Source organism: Streptomyces sp. NBC_01006, from assembly GCF_045162725.1.
GTDB lineage: Bacteria > Actinomycetota > Actinomycetes > Streptomycetales > Streptomycetaceae > Streptomyces.
This window is the reverse complement of sequence record NZ_CP108700.1, coordinates 4300102-4316447: the sequence shown is the minus strand read 5'-3', so window position 1 is coordinate 4316447 and position 16346 is coordinate 4300102. Positions and strand designations below refer to the sequence as shown.

Genomic DNA, 16346 nt, shown 5'->3' with positions numbered 1-16346 from the left:
CCACGTGAACGTGCTGGAATCCGACAGAGCACCTACGGACCGGGATGCACGTCAGTCCCGGGGCGGTCCTCCGTGACCGAACGGCGGGGAGCGGGCCGACCGCTGGACGCCGGGCGTACGGGATCCAGTCAGTCGGACTCCGTGTACCCGAAGGAATACAGCCATGAGCAAGCACGTCCTCGCGCAGAACCAGTACGGCAAGGCCGAGAACCGCATCGTCAAGGTCACCCGCAAGGGATCCGACGGGTCGTGGCACGAGATCCGCGACCTCAACGTCTCGGTCGCGCTCCGCGGCGAGTTCCGCGACGTCCACCTGACCGGCGACAACGCCAACTGCCTGCCGACCGACACCACCAAGAACACGGTGTACGCCTTCGGCAAGGAGCAGGGCATCGCCTCGCCCGAGGCCTTCGGCATCCTGCTCGCCAAGCACTTCGTCTCTTCCCAGTCCCCGATCCGCGAGGCGCAGATCCGGATCGAGGAGTACGCGTGGGAGCGGATCCCGGTCCCGACGCGCAAGGAGCAGCACTCCTTCGTCCGCAAGGGCCAGGAGGTGCGCACGGCGCAGATCACGTACAGCGAGACGACCGGCCTCCAGGTCATCTCGGGTCTGAAGGACCTGACCGTGATGAACTCGACGAACTCCGAGTTCCACGGCTACATCAAGGACAAGTACACGACGCTGAAGGAGGCGTACGACCGCATCCTGGCGACCAAGGTCACCGCGCGCTGGGCGCATTCGGCGCTGGCCGCCGACGACGCCGCGTTCGACTGGGACCGGTCGTACAAGAAGGTCCGCAAGAACATGCTGGAGGCGTTCGCCGAGACCTACTCGTACTCGCTCCAGCAGACCCTGAACCAGATGGCCGAGCGGGTGCTCGACAACTGCCCGCGGGTCAACGAGGTACGCCTCAACCTCCCCAACAAGCACCACTTCCTCGTCGACCTGGAGCCCTTCGGCCTCAAGAACGACAACGAGGTCTACTTCGCGGCGGACCGGATGTACGGCCTGATCGAGGGCACCATCCACCGCGACGGCGTGCAGCCGGTGATCGCCACGAGCGACTGGATCGTCGCGTAGCGGCTACGTGTCGAGTGGTTGGCCGATCTGGAGGTTCCACCTGCCGAGCCGCCCGGTGAGAGTGGTCACCGTGTCCGGCCGTACGTCGAGGCGCCAGAACGCGGCCGCCGGCAGCTCCAGCGCGTGCACCACGCCCGCCCGTACGACGGCCTGGTCGACCACGGCGCGATGCGTGCCCGGAGCCAGGCCGGCGAGTGCCGAGCCGACGCGGGCGATCAGCGCGGTGACGGACTCCCCGCCGGGCGGCGCGTAGTCGGGGTCGGTCAGCCATCGCTGTACGGCGGCCGGATTCCGGGCGGAGACCTCGTCCAGGGTCCGGCCCGCCCATTCCCCCGTGTCCGGGCCGTTCAGGCCCTCGTGGCCGGGGCAGGGAGCGCCGTGGCCGAAACGTATCTGCCGTGAGGCGGCGTCGAACGGGCGTGTGACGAACTGAACTCGTACCACGGCACTCTTCATAAGGGGAGCGTAAACGCGGTACGGTCTCGGACGACAACCTAAAAAAGACGACGGTATGACGGAAGTACCGGTGAAAATCCGGCACGGTCGCGCCACTGTGAATCCTCCCGGAGGGGGAGGGAAAGTCAGACCCGCCATGTCGTCGCGAGCACCACTGACCGGGACGCGTGTTCCCTCTGGAGGTACTGCCATGGCTCACTCCGCCGTGCCCACGACGGCCCCTGCCGTCGCCCCGATTTCGCTCTCCGCGCTCGCCCCCTGGGCCGTGTTCGTCGGCGTCCTGATGCTGGTCCTGCTCTACCTCGTCGGTGCCGAACAGGGCGCCACCGCGCTCTTCGAGGGCGACACCGTCCACGAGTGGATGCACGACGGTCGCCACCTCCTCGGTTTCCCCTGCCACTGATCTCCACCTCAGCGAGGGAAGAACCGAACCATGAACCCCATTTCCCCCCGCGTGCTGCTGGTCCGGGGCATGCTGGCCGGTCTGCTCGCAGGCGTGGCCGCCTTCCTCGTCGCGTACGTCCTGGGTGAATCCAAGGTCGACGCGGCCATCGCCATCGAGGAAGCGGGCCACGCCGCCCACGGCCACGGCGAGGAGGCGGCCCCGGTCAGCCGGGCCCTCCAGGCCACGGCCGGCCTCGGCACCGGCACGCTGCTGTACGGGATCGCGCTCGGCGGCATCGCCGCGCTCGTCTTCTGCTACGCCCTGGGCCGCATCGGCCGCTTCGGCCCGCGGGTCACGGCCCTGCTGGTCTCGGGCGGTCTGTTCGTCGCCCTCAACCTGGTGCCGTTCCTCAAGTACCCCTCCAACCCGCCGGCCGTCGGAGACCCCGACACCGTCGTCCGGAGGACCACCCTCTACGTCTTGATGATCGCGCTGAGCGTGCTGCTGTCCGCGGCCGCGCTCATCCTGGGCCGGCGCCTGGCGCCCAAGCTCGGGAACTGGAACGCGTCGATCGTGGCCTCGGTCGCCTTCGTCGTGGCGGTCGCCGTCGCCTACGCGTCCCTGCCCGGCATCAACGAGGTCCCGGCGGACTTCCCGGCCGCCCTGATCTGGCAGTTCCGCCTCGCCACCCTGGCCATCCAGGCCGTGATGTGGACGACCTTCGGTCTGGCCTTCGGCGTCCTCGCCGAACGCTCCCTCACCCCGGCCGCCGCCCCCCGCCAGGAAGCGCAGCCCGTGAGCTGACGCCGAGCCCGGCAACCCCACGGCCCTGACCGCCCCGGCGGCCAGGGCCGTGGTCATTTCTCCGGTCCACTCGTTCGGTCGTATCTTGCGCAATCCACGCAATGGCGGTGGGCCACCCGTCGCCAGCTGGGAAGACGTCCGCGGTGGGGTGGCGACACGCCTGTGACGCGGCGTCAGTCTTCGGCGTTGTAAGCGGTACTGAGGGGCAAGGAGGGGTTCCACTGCTCTCAGGAGTCCCGGCCGCCGGAGCCGGGCATCGGACCAGGAGGGAATTCCATGCCCCGCGCCAAGTGGGTGGTCGGCGTGCTGACAGTGGCTCTGCTGGGAGTCGGCGTAGGCATGCTGCGGAGCACCGAGGGCGCCCGGCCCGCGGCGGCCACCGCCGCCGACGCGCTGCCCTCCCGGGCGCTGGGTCTGTCCGGCCACCGCCGGCTCGTCGAGCAGCTGGAGCATGCCGGGCAGCACGCACCGGGCAAGGGGGCCCGGCCCGCGCGCGCCGCCGCCATCAGACCGCTGCGCGTCTCGCGGCCGCTGCGGCTGCACATCCCGAGCCTGGGCGTCGACCTGCCGCTGGGCGGGGACGCGGAAGAGGCCTCCTGGGACCACGGCAGCCCGGCCCCGGGCTCGGCCGGCATCGCAGTGGTCACCGCCGACGATCTGCGCCTCGCCGAGCTGCGGCGGGGGCTGACCATCGAGATCGCGCGTGCGGACCGCCGTACCGCCGTGTTCACCGTCGACCGGGTCTCGCCCGCCGGGGTCAGCGGTCGCGGGCAGCGGCCCGGACGCGCCCAACTCCGGCTGGTCAGCGGTGAGACCACCGTTCTGGCCCGGCTGACCGGCCAGCGCCGCACCGACTGAGCCGGCCGCCGCCGCGGCCTCCTGTCAGCCGAGGGGGGTGTCTTCGTCCCCCGGTCGGGGGCTTCTCCGGTCCGATCGGGGAGTTGTCCGGCGTGTCGGGGCAGACCCCTCGCATGAGCGGGACGCGGCACGCACGCACGGCACTGGCCAGGGCCCTTTCGGCAGCCTGTGTCGTGCTGCTGTGCCTTTTCGCGTCCGGTCCCGCCGTCACGACGGCCGCGGCGGCGTCGGCGGCAGCGGCCGCCGCGGTCGAACGCACCGCCTCCGGTGCGCCGAGCGAGCCGGGCACCCCCGCCGAGGGGGAGTCCGATCCCGCCGCGGATCCCGAAGTGCGGGTCGCCGTACGGCTCGTCGTGCGCGGGCTGCCGGGAGTACGGCAGCTGCCGCGTCCGGTGTTTCACGTGAAACATGCCGGTCAGGCCGTACGCGCCGACGCCTACGGGACGTACGGGCCGATGCTGTCCGCGTGGACGGAGCGGAATGTGGTCCTGCGCTGCTGAGCGGGCCGAGCAGCAGCGCACACCCCCACACACTCCCGAACACCGTGAGGTTCCGGCATGCCCATCGACCCGTACGCCGCCCTGAACGCCATGCTCCGCGCCGAGGTCACCCGCTCCACCCCGACGGCCCCGAAGCCCCCGGCCCGCGGGACCGACGGCGAGGGCTCCACCACCGCATCCGTGGCGGCCGTGGCCACCCCGGCCACCGGCTCCGAGTCCTCGACCGAGGCCTGAGCCCCGGAACGCGAGCGGGCGCCGGTCCTCCCGGGGACCGGCGCCCGCCCCGGATCTCCGGTCAGGGCTCGCGCGTGTGGTAGCGGTAGAACGCCGCCAGCCCGATGCAGAAGCCGGTGACGAAGCCGACCCAGCACGAGCGGAGGATCGAGTGGTCGGCCAGGCTGTACAGGTAACCCACGGCGATCCCGCCGAACGCGCCGTACGCCGCGGCGTGCAACTCCTGCATCAGCCGGGGGCCGACACGGGCGAGCGTGAACATGATGGCGGCGAAGACGACGCCGCACAGGATCCCGTAGAAGACGTTGCCCGCGTCGACCCCGTCCGTGTCTCGCCTCATGAAGGCCGCCCAGACTCCGTAGACGAGTCCGAGGAGCAGTGCCCGCGTCAGCTGGCCCTTGATCGCGTCGTCCGTGCCGGTCGTCCCGGTCGCCTGCCAGTGCCGCCTCGGGGCGGTGGGTGCCGCATGTGCCATGACAGGGCTCCTCTCTCCATCATCCAGGGCACACCCGCCGCTCCCGACCGGCAAGTGGATCAGTGGATCAGTGCCCGGCACCCGCCCGCCACCCGCCCGCAGCAGCACCGCTCGCGCCGCTCGCCGCCGCGGCTTTCCCTGGTGACGTGCGCACCTTCCTCTCGGCGGTACTCATCGTGCTGGTGGCCCTCCTCGTGCCCGCCGGCGCCGTCGCGTACTGGGCGGACCACGAGCTGGGCGACGCCGACCGGTACACCGCGGCGATGTCCCCGCTGGCCGAGGACCCGGCCGTCCAGGGCGTCGTCGTCACCCAGGCGGCCCGCGCCCTCGCCGGGCAGATCGACGCCGGGCCCTTCCAGGGCGGGGTCGACGCCCTGCTCGGCGAGGCCCTGCGCTCCTTCGCCGGGACCCCGGCCTACCGCACCGCCTGGGACGCGGCCAACCGCGCCGCGCACGCCGCCTTCCTCAAGGCGCTCACCACCGGCGACGGCGACGCCGTCACCATCGATCTCGCGCCCGTGATCGGGCAGGTCAAAGGGGACCTCGTTGCCGACGGCGTGCCGTTCGCCGACCGGATCCCGGTGACCCGCGTATCGGTGAAGGTCATGGAGTACGACAACCTCGGCGCGCTCCGGAAGGGCTTCCGCATGCTGCAGATCGCCGGCATCTGGCTCCCCGTGCTGACCGTGGTGCTCGCCGCGACGGCGATCGCCGTCGCCGTCCACCGGCGCCGCGCCGTGATCGCCACCGGGCTGGGGATCGCCGTCGGCGCGGTACTGCTGTGGATCGCGGTGGCCGTCTGCCGCCGGCTCACCCTCGACGATCTGCCCGCGGACGTCGACCGGGCGGCCGCCGCGGCGGTGTACGACGCGCTCACCGCGTTCCTGCGCACCACCGCATGGGTGGTGCTGGCGATCGGGCTCGCCGCCGCACTCGCCGCCTGGCTGACGGGCCGACTACGCCGCACCCCATAAGCTCGGAACGTACCAGCGCGCGCAGAACGCCCCAGAAGAAGCCGAGAAGAACCCAAGAAGAACGCAAGACCCCGGAACAGCGCAGAAGAACCGATTCACGAGCGGCCGCACGGAAGCTGAATGAGCACCGAACGCACCGAACAGATACCCTCCGGGCGCCCCCGGCACCGTCCACTGGCTCCGCCCGCCTGGCTGCTCAAGGGACTGCGGCCGAGCAGCGCCCCCATCCCCTGGGCCGCCGCCGCGCGCGCCGGGATCGCGATGGCCGTCCCGCTCGCCGTCGGCTTCGCCCTGAACGAGCCCGAGTACGGGGCCCTCGTCTCGATGGGCGCCCTGTCCGGGGTCATCGGCGACACCGCCGACGCCTACCGGATGCGGCTCCTGAACATCGCCGTGCCGCAGCTCTTCGGCGCGATCGGAGTCGCCCTGGGCACCCTGGTCTTCGGCCACGGCTGGCTCGCCGTCGGCGCCCTCACCCTGATCGCCCTCGTCTCCGGGATGATCTCCTCGATCGGCACGGTCGCGTCCGTGTCCGGACTGCTGCTGCTCCTCAACGCCGTGGTCGGCGCCGGCCTGCCGCTCCCCCGGCCCTGGTGGACGGCCCCGCTGCTGCTCAGCGCGGGCGGGCTGTTCGTCCTGCTGCTGACCCTGCTGGGCTGGCCGCTGCGCGGACGGCAGCCGGAGCGTGTCGCCGTGGCGGCCACCTACCGGGCGCTCGCCGACGCACTGGAGGCCGCGGGCGGACCGGACTACGACGAGCGCCGCCGACAGGTCACGCACGCCTTGAACCAGGCCTACGACCTGATCCTGGGCCGCCGCGCCCGGGTGCACGGCCGCAGTCCCGCGCTCGTACGCCTGCTGGCCCAGCTGAACGTGGTGATCCCGCTGGTGGAGGCCGCCCCCGCCATGCACCTGCGGGGCAGAGCGCTGCCGCCCGAGATCCCGGCGGCCGTACGAGACCTGGCACAGACCGTGGAACGCGGCAGCACCGGAAAGCCCGTACTGGAGCTGCCCGCGCCTCAAACCCCCGCCGAACGGGCCCTCGACGCGGCGCTGCGGCACGCCGCGGCCATCGTGCACCTGCCCGATCCGGACCTGCACAACGTCGACGACCGGCTCGGCCGGCCCGCCGCACTGACGGTCCGCGCCCGGCGGGCCGTGCGCGACATGATGCTGTCCAGCGCCTCCTGGCGGTACGGGCTGCGCCTCGCGCTGTGCATCGGACTCGCCCAGACACTGGTCTCCGTGGTGCCGGTCGAGCGGTCCTATTGGGTCGCACTGACCGTCACCTTCGTCCTCAAGCCCGACTTCGGCTCGGTGTTCTCCCGGGCCGTGCTGCGCGCCCTGGGCACGGCGGCCGGGCTGGTCATCGCCGCCGCCGTGCTCGCCGAAGTACCGCGCGGCTGGTGGGACGTGCCGGTGATGGTGGTGCTCGCCGCGCTGATTCCCGTGTTCTCCACCAGGGGGTACGCCTTCCAGACCGCTGCGATCACCCCGGTGATCCTGCTGCTCTCGGACCTCCTCAACCACCAGGGCTTCGACCTGATCCGGCCCCGGCTGCTGGACAGCCTGATCGGCTGCGCCATCACCCTGGTCGCCGGTTATCTGCTGTGGCCCGAGAGCTGGCACACCCGGATCGGCGACCGGCTCGCCGACACGGTGGACGATGCGGCCCGGTACGTGGAACGGGCCTTCGGGTCCCATCCCGACACGGAAGCCGGGCAGCGGGCGGCGCGGACCGCGCGGCTCCAGGCCCGGCGGCGGATCTACCGCGAGATGTCGGGCGTACGCAACGAGTTCCAGCGGGCGCTGACCGAGCCGCCGCCGACGGGGGCTCGGGCGGCAGCCTGGTGGCCGCTGGTCGTCGCCGTCGAGCGGATCGTGGACGCGACCACCGCCGCCCGGGTCCGGGTCAACCACGGAGCCGAAGCCCCCCGCGCCGAGGAGGTGGAGATCGTCATCACCGATCTGCGGGCCCTTGCCGAGGGGGTGCGCAGGGTCCGGACGCCGGCCCAGCTGCACCCCGCGGCGCTGCCGCCCGGAGACGAGACCTCCGTCCTGGCCCCGGTGCGCCACGAGCTCGCCGCGGCCCGCGCGATCGCCGCCGACGACGAGCACTGACGCGCCCCCGGCCCCCGTGGGTCCGGCTATCTCGCGTCACCCGGATGGCCCCGGGGCCGGGCCCGCGCGGCCCGGGCGGGAGAGCATCGGTGCATGAGGCCCCTCTCCCGGCGCGGCCGCGCAGCGGCCCCGGTCCTCGCCGCCGTCCTCGCGGCGGCGGCCGGGTGCGCCGATGTGGACGGGCTGCACGACGACGGCGACCTGGGCACGGTGCACGCCCCGCAGTCCCTGTGGGCGGACATCCACCCGGACCCGCCCGGCCCGGGCCAGGAGCCCGGTACGGCCGCCGTGGTCCCGGGGCTGCCCAAGGTCGCCGGCCTCAGCATGCGGGGTGTGAACGCGGTGGAGGTCGTACGGGCCGACATCACCGCCGCCACCGCCCAGGACGGCGGGACCGGGCGCCTCGTCGACCCCCGGGCGGTGCAGCGGCTCGCACTGTGTACACAGGCTGTGGACGGAGGCCCGGACTGCCCGGTGCGGCCCGCGGTGCTGCGCGACGTGACGGGCAACGGCCGCGACGAGCTGATCACCGCCCTGGACATCGACGGCCGGGTCAGCGAGCTGCGCGTCTACACCGTCCAGGACGACGGATCGATCGCCCGGATCCTGTCCCGGCGCGGGGTGCTGGAGGGCGTGGAGGTGGCCGCCGAACACCTGGCGGTCCGCGAGCCGACCTCGAATCCGGAGAAGGTCTCCGTCTCCGACTACGTGTGGGACCCCAAGGCCGGGATCATGAACCTGTCCCAGCTCACCCTCGACGAGTGCCCCGGCACGAAGGACGGCTCCACTCCGTGCGCCTCCCCGAGCCGGGGCTGAGAGGGGCCGGGCGGCCATGCGGGTGACGAGCAGTCTGCGCTGGAAGATCGCCCTGACCACCACGGCCGTGTGCTGCGCCGTCGCGGCGGTCCTCGGGATCCTCGTGCACAACGTGGTCGCCCGGCAGATCGTCGGGGAGGTCCGCAAGGACGTGGACCGGGACCTGGACTACGCCCTCGCCCAGTACCAGTACGGCACCTCCCACGGTGATGTGAACGTCGCCCTGGACCCGCCCGAGCTCCCCGAGCAGCTGCGGAAACTCGTGGCGCGGGGAGGCACCGGCAGCATGGTCGGCGAGCACGCCGGCAAACCCGTCATGTGGGCTGCGTCGCCCGCCGACGGCAAGACCCTCGCCGTCTGGCTCCCGTACGAGAGCACCCGCCACCGGCTGCGGGACATCGACACCGCGATCCTCGCCTCCGCCGCGCTCGCCGCCGGAGTCGTGGCCCTGGCCGGCCTGTTCCTCGCCAACCGGATCAGCCGCCGGCTGACCACCACGGCCGCCGTGGCCCGCCGGATCAGCGCCGGAGACCTGGACGCGCGCGTGGGGTTCCCCGCCGAACACGACGGCGAGGACGGCAAGGACGGGGCGGAGGGCACGGACGACTCCGCCGAAGACGGCGGCCGGCGCCGGCCGCGCTACCGCGACGAGGTGCGCGACGTCGCGCAGGCACTCGACTCGATGGCCCGCTCCCTCCAGAAGCGGATCGAGGCGGAGAAGCGCTTCACAGCCGACGTCGCGCACGAGCTGCGCACCCCCCTCACCGGCTCGCTGGCCGCGGCGGCCCTGCTGCCGGAGGGACGCCCCAAGGAGATGATCAACGACCGGCTCAAGGCCCTGCACCTGCTCACCGAGGACCTGCTGGAGATCTCCCGGCTGGAATCGGGTGTCGAGCGCGCCGACCTGGCCCGGGTCGAACTCGGCTTGGCGGTACGGCGGGCCGTCGCGGCGACCCGCCCGGAGGCTTCCGTACGGGTCGTCCGGGACGTGGTCGTGCTCACCGACCGGCGGCGGCTGGACCGGATCCTGGCCAACCTGCTGGTCAACGCCGACAAGCACGGGGAACCGCCGGTCGAGGTGACCGTCGAGGGCCCGGTGGTGGTCGTACGCGACCACGGGCCCGGCTACCCGTCCGAGCTGATCGAGCAGGGCCCGCAGCGGTTCCGCACCGGGGACCCGGGCCGCGGCCGGGGCCACGGGCTGGGCCTGACCATCGTGGTCGGCCAGGCGGCGGTCCTGGACATCGCCCTGAGCTTCGCCAACGCACCCGACGGCGGGGCGATGACCACGCTCAGGCTCCCCGTCGGACGCCTGACGGACGCAGGCTGAGCACACCCGACGAAGGACGTTTCACGTGAAACGCCCATAAGCGGTGGATGTTTCACGTGAAACACCCACCGCCTTGGTGGATTCAACCGGTCAACTGACCGTGCCTACCGGCCCGATCAGACGCCGATGTTCTTGCCGTCCTTGCGCCAGACGGACACGACCGCCGGGCGGACGATCTTGCCGGGGCCGTCGGGCCACACCGACTGGGGCTTCTCGACGGACGCACCGTCGATCTCGCCCGGGTGCTGGACGGCGACCAGGACGCGCTTGTCCTGGACCAGCGGGCCGCAGGTCTCGGCGCCGCGGGGGACGGTCAGGAACTGCTTCAGCTCACCGCGGCGCTCACCGGCGGTGGCGACGCCGAACAGGCCGTCGTGGGAGCCGAGCTGGTTGCCGTCCGTGGAGATCCACAGGTTGCCGTGCGGGTCGAAGGTCACGTTGTCCGGGCAGGAGATCGGGCTGACCTTCTCCTTCGGGAAGCCGGCGAAGAAGGTGGACGGGTCCTTCGGGTCACCGGCGACCAGGAACAGGCGCCAGGCGAAGCCGTCACCGGCCGGATCGTCGAAGTTCTCGGCGAGCTCCAGGATCTGGCCGTGCTTGTTCAGGTTGCGCGGGTTGGCCTCGTCCGCACCGGCCTTGCCGGCCTTGCCGCGGTCGCTGTTGTTGGTGAGGACGACGTACACGCGGCCGGTGCGCGGCGAGGGCTCGATGTCCTCGGGGCGGTCCATCTTGGTGGCGCCCACCTTGTCGCCGGCCTCGCGCGTGAAGACGGCCACCTCTTCGGCGGTCATGCCCTCGACGTGCGAGATGTTGCCGGAAGGGGAGGAGGTGAGGAGCTTGATCCACACACCGGAGCCGTCGAACTGGCCGTCGGAGGGGAGCTTGCCGGTGCCGTCGAACTCGGCGGCCGGGGAGTCGCCGGTCAGCTTGGCGACGTAGAGGGTGCCCTCGTCGAGCAGCGTGAGGTTGTGCTCCTTCGCCGCGCGCGAGTCGCCCTTCTTCATCTGCTTCGACGAGACGAACTTGTAGAAGTAGTCGAACTTCTCGTCGTCGCCCATGTAGACGACCGGGCGGCCGTCCTCGGTCAGGCGGGGCTGGGCGCCCTCGTGCTTGAAACGGCCCAGCGCGGTGCGCTTGCGCGGGGTGGAGTGCGGGTCGTACGGGTCGAGCTCGACGACCCAGCCGAAGCGGTGCGACTCGTTGGGCTCCTGGAGCACGTCGAAGCGCTTGTCGAAGCGCTCCCACTTGCGCTCGGTGGCGCCGGTGGTCACGCCGTAGCGCTTCAGGCGGGCGGCCTCGGTGGCGTCGGTGACCTGGCCGGCATTGGCGAAGTACTGGTTGAAGTTCTCCTCGCCGTGCAGCGTGGTGCCCCACGGGGTGGTGCCGCCGGAGCAGTTGTTGAGCGTGCCGAGGACCTTGGTGCCGGTCACGTCGACGGAGGTCTTCACCAGGGCGCTGCCCGCGGCCGGGCCGGTGAGCTTGAACTCGCTGGTCGCGGTGAGGCGGCGGTTGAGCTGGTGGCGGTTGACCGCGGTCAGCTTGCCGCTGCGGTGGTCCTCCTGGACGACGACGACGCCGAGGCCGTGCGCGGCCCAGGCGATCTCGACCTGCTCGCGGGTCGGGTTCGCCGGGTCGTAGCCCTTGAACATGAGGATCTCGTCGGTGTACTCGTGGTTGGCCACGAGGAGCTGCTGGCGCTCGTAGTCGCCGCCGAGCGGGAGCAGCGAGAGGAAGTCGTTGTTGTAGCCGAACTGACCGGCCTGGGCGGCGGCGGTCTGCTTGTCGGCGTTGAACCCCGGAGCACCCTTGACGATGGGCTCGCCCCAGCGGATGACCACGTTCTGCTCGTAGCCCTCGGGGACGGTGACCCGGTCGTCGGTGTTCGGCGCGATGGCCTTGAAGCGCAGACCGCGGGCGCCCGCGGCGTCGGCTGCGGCGCCCTGGGCGTCGGCGGCGGGGGCAGCGGTGGCCGAGGAGCCGTTGCTGCCGAGGGTGATCGCGGTACCGGCGGCGGACGCGACCGTGACGACGGCGGCAGAGCGCAGCATCGAGCGGCGCGAGTAGGCGCGGGCGATGACGTCGCCGACGTACTCGTTGTCGCTCTTGTTCGGCACCTCGTGGAAGCAGGCGTCGCCGCAGCGGAAGCGGCAGGTGAGGGCGGAACGACCGCCCCCATGCGAGTTGCCTATGAGCGGCAGAAGCTTGCGCACGAGTTTCCTCCGTAGATGCACGGGTGCCGACAGCATGTCGGTCGAATCCAGCCGTGACGGTAGGCGCGGGTTGCGCCGAAGCGGCGGCGCTGGAATGAACGCCCGGTGAACCGGGCACGTCGGTGCGGGAGTTCGGCAAGATGGGGTGTGTGCTGGGTGGGCCGGGCGCCACGAAGGGCGCCCCTGCCGAAGTTCCAGCCAAGCGGCCGATAACCTTACGTGTCCACTCTGGGCAGGGATCAACCGCGCAGCACGGACAAATGACGCACGCACTCATGCGAAAGGCCTGGCCCATGGGTATTCGGAGCTTGTTGCGCAAGGTGTTCGGACGGTCTGCCGAGCCGGTTCCGGAGATGACGGATGCCACTTCGGCCGCCGTCCCGAGCCAGGCGGAACGGACCCCCCTGGACGTGGCGGCCGAGCTGGTCGCCGCCTCCTTCGACAATCCGACGGTTCCCCCGCAGTCCGCTCCGCGGGACCGTGAACCGGGGACGCTTCTCACCGCTCCGGCACCGGACCCCACGGTCCCGGAGGCCCGGCGCCCCCAGCCGGAGCGTCCGGCGGTCGCGGAGCCGGTCGCCGAGCCGGTCGCCGAGCCGGCGGCCGAGGTTGTGGCGGAGCCCGAGGTCGAGGTTGCGGCGGAGGTCGTCGCGGCCGAGGCCGAGACCCCCGAGGCGGAGCCGGAGCCGGTGGCCGAGGCGGTCGCCGAGGTCGTGGCCGAGGTCGTGGCCGAGGTCGTGGCCGAGGTCGTGGCCGAGCCCGAGGTTCAGCCCGAACCCGAGGTCGCCGTGGAGCCCTTGGCGGCCGAGGTGCAGACCTCGGCGGCGGAGCCGGTGGTCGAAGTGACCGAGCCCGCGGTCGAGGCCGAAGCCGCCGTCGAGGTCGCGGCCGTGGCCGTGGCAGAGCCCGCAGCCGAGGTCGTCACCGCGCCCGAGGTCGAGGCGGTGGCGGAGCCTGTGGTCGAGGTCGTCGCCGAACCCGAGGCAGAGGTCATCGTCGAGGTCGTCGCCGAAGCAGAGCCGGTCGCCGAGGTCGTCGCCCAGCCCGAGGCAGAGGTCGTTGCCGAGGTCGAGGCGGAGCCCGAGGTCGTGGCCGAGGTCGAGCCCGAGCCCGAGGTCGTGGCCGAGGTCGTGGCCGGGGTCGTGGCCGAGGTCGTGGCCGAGGTCGTGGCCGGGGTCGTGGCCGAGGTCGAGCCCGAGGTCGTGGCCGAGGTCGAGCCCGAGGTCGAGCCCGAGGTCGAGCCCGAGGTCGTGGCCGAGGTCGAGCCCGAGGTCGAGCCCGAGGTCGTGGCCGAGGTCGAGCCCGAGGTCGAGCCCGAGGTCGTGGCCGAGGTCGAGCCCGAGGTCGAGCCCGAGGTCGTGGCCGAGGTCGTGGCCGAGGTCGAACCCGAGCCCGAGGTCGTGGCCGAGGTCGTCGCCGAACCCGAGGTCGAGGCTGAGCCGGTGGTCGAGGTCGTCGTCGACGTCGTCGTCGAGCCCGAGGCCGAAGTCGTCGCCGCCGATGCCGAAGCTCCCGCGGCCGAGCCCGAGGGGCCGGCCCACGCGCTCGCCGATGTGAAGCGGGCGGCTCCCGGGGTGGCCGCGGCCTACAAGGCCGCCGGGCAGGTGCTCCGGGGCAAGGGCAAGGCCGGTGCGCGGGCCAAGGTCTACCTGGTCCTGGACCGGTCCGGATCGATGCGCCCGTTCTACAAGGACGGCAGCGCCCAGCACCTCGCGGACCACGCCCTCGCCCTCGCCGCGCACCTCGACGACGAGGCGACCGTGCACACGGTGTTCTTCTCCACGGACGTGGACGGGACCGCCGACCTGACCCTCGACACCCACGACGGCGCCTGGGTCGAGACCCGCCACGCCGAACTCGGGCACATGGGCCGCACCAGCTACCACCGCGCCGTGGAGCAGGTCCTGGAGCGCCACCAGAAGGACGGCGGCGACCACCCCGCCCTCGTCGTGTTCCAGACCGACGGCGCCCCCGACAGCGTCCGGCCCGCCAAGCAGGCCCTCGCTGACGCCGCGGCCTCGGCACCCGGCGTGTACTGGCAGTTCGTCGCCTTCGGCGACCACGACGCCAAGGCCTTCGACTTCCTGCGCAAGCTGGACGCCGAGAACGCCGGCTTCTTCCACGCCGGCCCGGCCCCCGCCGGGCTGACCTCCGCCGCGCTGGCCAAGGGGCTGCTGCAGAGCTTCTGAGCCCTGTAGCCGCCCGCACAGGACGAGGGGCCCGGGATCCATCGGATCCCGGGCCCCTCGTCTTGCGTACGGGCTATTACCGCGCGGCGTCCGGGTGGACGGCCTCCGCGATCGGCTTGGCGTCGGCCGCCTTCGTCTCGACCGGCTTGCGCAGCGCGATGTTCAGCTCGCGCAGGCGGGTCTCCTCCAGGACGGTGGGCGCGCCCATCATCAGGTCCTGCGCGTTGCCGTTCAGCGGGAAGGCGATGGTCTCGCGGATGTTCGGCTCGTCGGCGAGCAGCATCACGATGCGGTCGACGCCCGGGGCGATGCCGCCGTGCGGCGGGGCGCCGAGACGGAAGGCGCGCAGCATGCCGGCGAACTCGCGCTCGACGGTCTCGGCCTCGTAACCGGCGATCTCGAAGGCCTTCAGCATGACCTCGGGCTCGTGGTTGCGGATGGCGCCGGAGGACAGCTCGATGCCGTTGCAGACGATGTCGTACTGCCAGGCCAGGATGTCCAGCGGGTCCTTCTCCTCCAGGTCCTTCATGCCGCCCTGCGGCATGGAGAAGGGGTTGTGGGAGAAGTCGATCTTGCCGGTCTCCTCGTCCTTCTCGTACATCGGGAAGTCGACGATCCAGCAGAACCGGAAGACGTTCTCCTCGAACTGGCCGGCGCGCTTGGCGGCCTCGACCCGGACCGGGCCCATGATCTTGGAGACCTCGTCGAACTCGCCCGCGCCGAAGAACACGGCGTGGCCGGGGACCAGGCCCAGGCGCTCGGTGAGGACCTTGACGTTCTCCTCGGTGAGGAACTTGGCGATCGGGCCGGTCAGCGCACCGTCCTCGCCCACGCGCACCCACGCCAGGCCCTTGGCGCCCAGCGAGATCGCGTACTCGCCGAGGCCGTCGAAGAACTTGCGCGGCTGCGCGGCGGTGTCCGGGACGGCCAGCGCACGCACGTGCTTGCCGGCGAACGCCTTGAACTCCGAGCCCTCGAAGACGTCGGTGATGTCGACGAGCTCCAGCTTGGCCCGCAGGTCGGGCTTGTCGTTGCCGTACTTCAGCATCGACTCGCGGAACGGGATCCGCGGGAACGGAGAGGTGACCTCGCGGCCGTTGCCGAACTCGGTGAAGAGCTCGGTCATCAGGCGCTCGATCGGCTGGAAGACGTCCTCCTGCTCGACGAAGGACATCTCGACGTCGAGCTGGTAGAACTCGCCCGGCGAGCGGTCGGCGCGGGCGTCCTCGTCGCGGAAGCACGGCGCGATCTGGAAGTACCGGTCGAAGCCCGAGATCATCAGCAGCTGCTTGAACTGCTGCGGGGCCTGCGGCAGGGCGTAGAACTTGCCCGGGTTCAGGCGGGACGGGACGACGAAGTCGCGCGCGCCCTCGGGGGAGGTCGCGGTGAGGATCGGGGTCGCCATCTCGTTGAAGCCGAGGGCCACCATCTTGGAGCGGATCGACGCGATGACGGCCGAGCGCAGCATGATGTTGCGGTGCATGCGCTCGCGGCGCAGGTCGAGGAAGCGGTACTCCAGGCGCCGCTCCTCGTTCACACCGTCGTCGGTGTTGATCGTGAAGGGCAGCGGGGCGGCCGCGCCGAGCACCTCGACCTCGACGGCCTCGATCTCGATCTCGCCGGTGGGCAGGTCGGCGTTGACGTTCTCGGCGCCGCGCGAGACGACCTTGCCGTCGACGCGGACGACGGTCTCCTTGGAAAGCTTGTCCAGGACGGCGGCCGCGGCGGTGCCGGGGCGGGCGACGAGCTGCGTGATGCCGTAGTGGTCGCGCAGATCGATGAAGAGGATGCCGCCCAGGTCTCGACGGTTGTGCAGCCAGCCGCTCAGCCGGACGTCGGCGTTGACGTCAGAGGCGCGGAGCTCGCCGCAGGTGTGGGACCTGTACCGATGCATCAGTCATCCAGTTCTTCGC

At 71.8% G+C, this 16346-nt stretch carries 15 protein-coding genes; 11 read left to right on the top strand and 4 right to left on the bottom strand.

Features of this window, described 5'->3' with window-relative positions:
• Window positions 1–163: 163 nt before the first annotated feature.
• Entirely contained in the window at window positions 164–1081 is a 918-nt protein-coding gene (pucL, locus tag OG509_RS19740) for a factor-independent urate hydroxylase (protein WP_406183745.1), read from the top strand.
• A 3-nt stretch (window positions 1082–1084) separates the two neighbouring features.
• On the opposite strand, the gene OG509_RS19735 is transcribed toward pucL, so the two are convergent.
• Window positions 1085–1537 (bottom strand): histidine phosphatase family protein, encoded by a 453-nt coding sequence (locus OG509_RS19735; protein ID WP_406183744.1) that lies wholly within the window; start codon window positions 1535–1537, stop codon window positions 1085–1087.
• Window positions 1538–1727: 190 nt separating this feature from the next.
• Here OG509_RS19735 and OG509_RS19730 point away from each other — a divergent pair, with 190 nt between their 5' ends.
• The 5 genes from OG509_RS19730 (at window position 1728) to OG509_RS19710 (ending at window position 4318) form a co-directional block, all read left to right on the top strand.
• The gene (locus OG509_RS19730; RefSeq protein ID WP_030857499.1) at window positions 1728–1940 is read left to right on the top strand and encodes a CbtB-domain containing protein; all 213 of its coding nucleotides are present in this window, start codon (window positions 1728–1730) and stop codon (window positions 1938–1940) included.
• A 30-nt stretch (window positions 1941–1970) separates the two neighbouring features.
• Entirely contained in the window at window positions 1971–2726 is a 756-nt protein-coding gene (locus OG509_RS19725) for a CbtA family protein (protein ID WP_406183743.1), read from the top strand.
• A gap of 276 nt (window positions 2727–3002) precedes the next feature.
• Window positions 3003–3584 (top strand): hypothetical protein, encoded by a 582-nt coding sequence (locus OG509_RS19720; protein WP_406183742.1) that lies wholly within the window; start codon window positions 3003–3005, stop codon window positions 3582–3584.
• A 113-nt stretch (window positions 3585–3697) separates the two neighbouring features.
• Complete coding sequence (locus OG509_RS19715) at window positions 3698–4084, top strand: hypothetical protein (protein WP_406183741.1); 387 nt, start codon at window positions 3698–3700, stop codon at window positions 4082–4084.
• Between the two features lie 57 nt (window positions 4085–4141).
• A complete protein-coding gene (locus tag OG509_RS19710; RefSeq protein ID WP_406183740.1) occupies window positions 4142–4318 on the top strand; it encodes a hypothetical protein in 177 nt (58 codons plus the stop codon).
• Between the two features lie 61 nt (window positions 4319–4379).
• Here the strand turns inward: OG509_RS19710 and OG509_RS19705 are convergent, their stop codons facing one another.
• Window positions 4380–4793: a hypothetical protein gene (locus OG509_RS19705; protein WP_406183739.1), complete on the bottom strand. Its 414-nt coding sequence runs from the start codon at window positions 4791–4793 to the stop codon at window positions 4380–4382.
• Between the two features lie 146 nt (window positions 4794–4939).
• Between OG509_RS19705 and OG509_RS19700 the strand changes: the two genes are divergently transcribed.
• The 4 genes from OG509_RS19700 to OG509_RS19685 all read left to right on the top strand — a co-directional run bounded on the left by OG509_RS19700 (window position 4940) and on the right by OG509_RS19685 (window position 10034).
• Window positions 4940–5767, top strand: a complete 828-nt coding sequence (locus OG509_RS19700) for a hypothetical protein (RefSeq protein ID WP_406183738.1) — start codon at window positions 4940–4942, stop codon at window positions 5765–5767.
• Between the two features lie 120 nt (window positions 5768–5887).
• On the top strand, window positions 5888–7888 hold the full coding sequence (locus tag OG509_RS19695) for an FUSC family protein (protein ID WP_406183737.1): 2001 nt from the start codon (window positions 5888–5890) through the stop codon (window positions 7886–7888).
• A gap of 93 nt (window positions 7889–7981) precedes the next feature.
• Entirely contained in the window at window positions 7982–8704 is a 723-nt protein-coding gene (locus OG509_RS19690; protein ID WP_406183736.1) for a hypothetical protein, read from the top strand.
• A 16-nt stretch (window positions 8705–8720) separates the two neighbouring features.
• Window positions 8721–10034, top strand: coding sequence for a sensor histidine kinase (locus OG509_RS19685; RefSeq protein WP_406183735.1), 1314 nt, complete (start codon window positions 8721–8723; stop codon window positions 10032–10034).
• Window positions 10035–10150: 116 nt separating this feature from the next.
• Here the strand turns inward: OG509_RS19685 and OG509_RS19680 are convergent, their stop codons facing one another.
• Window positions 10151–12244: a PhoX family protein gene (locus tag OG509_RS19680; RefSeq protein ID WP_406183734.1), complete on the bottom strand. Its 2094-nt coding sequence runs from the start codon at window positions 12242–12244 to the stop codon at window positions 10151–10153.
• 353 nt (window positions 12245–12597) lie between these two features.
• On the opposite strand from OG509_RS19680, the gene OG509_RS19675 reads away from it, so the two are divergent.
• Window positions 12598–14433, top strand: coding sequence for a VWA domain-containing protein (locus tag OG509_RS19675; protein WP_406183733.1), 1836 nt, complete (start codon window positions 12598–12600; stop codon window positions 14431–14433).
• Between the two features lie 76 nt (window positions 14434–14509).
• Here OG509_RS19675 and aspS read toward each other — a convergent pair whose 3' ends face one another.
• Entirely contained in the window at window positions 14510–16327 is a 1818-nt protein-coding gene (gene aspS / locus OG509_RS19670) for an aspartate--tRNA ligase (protein WP_406183732.1), read from the bottom strand.
• Window positions 16328–16346 lie beyond the last annotated feature (19 nt).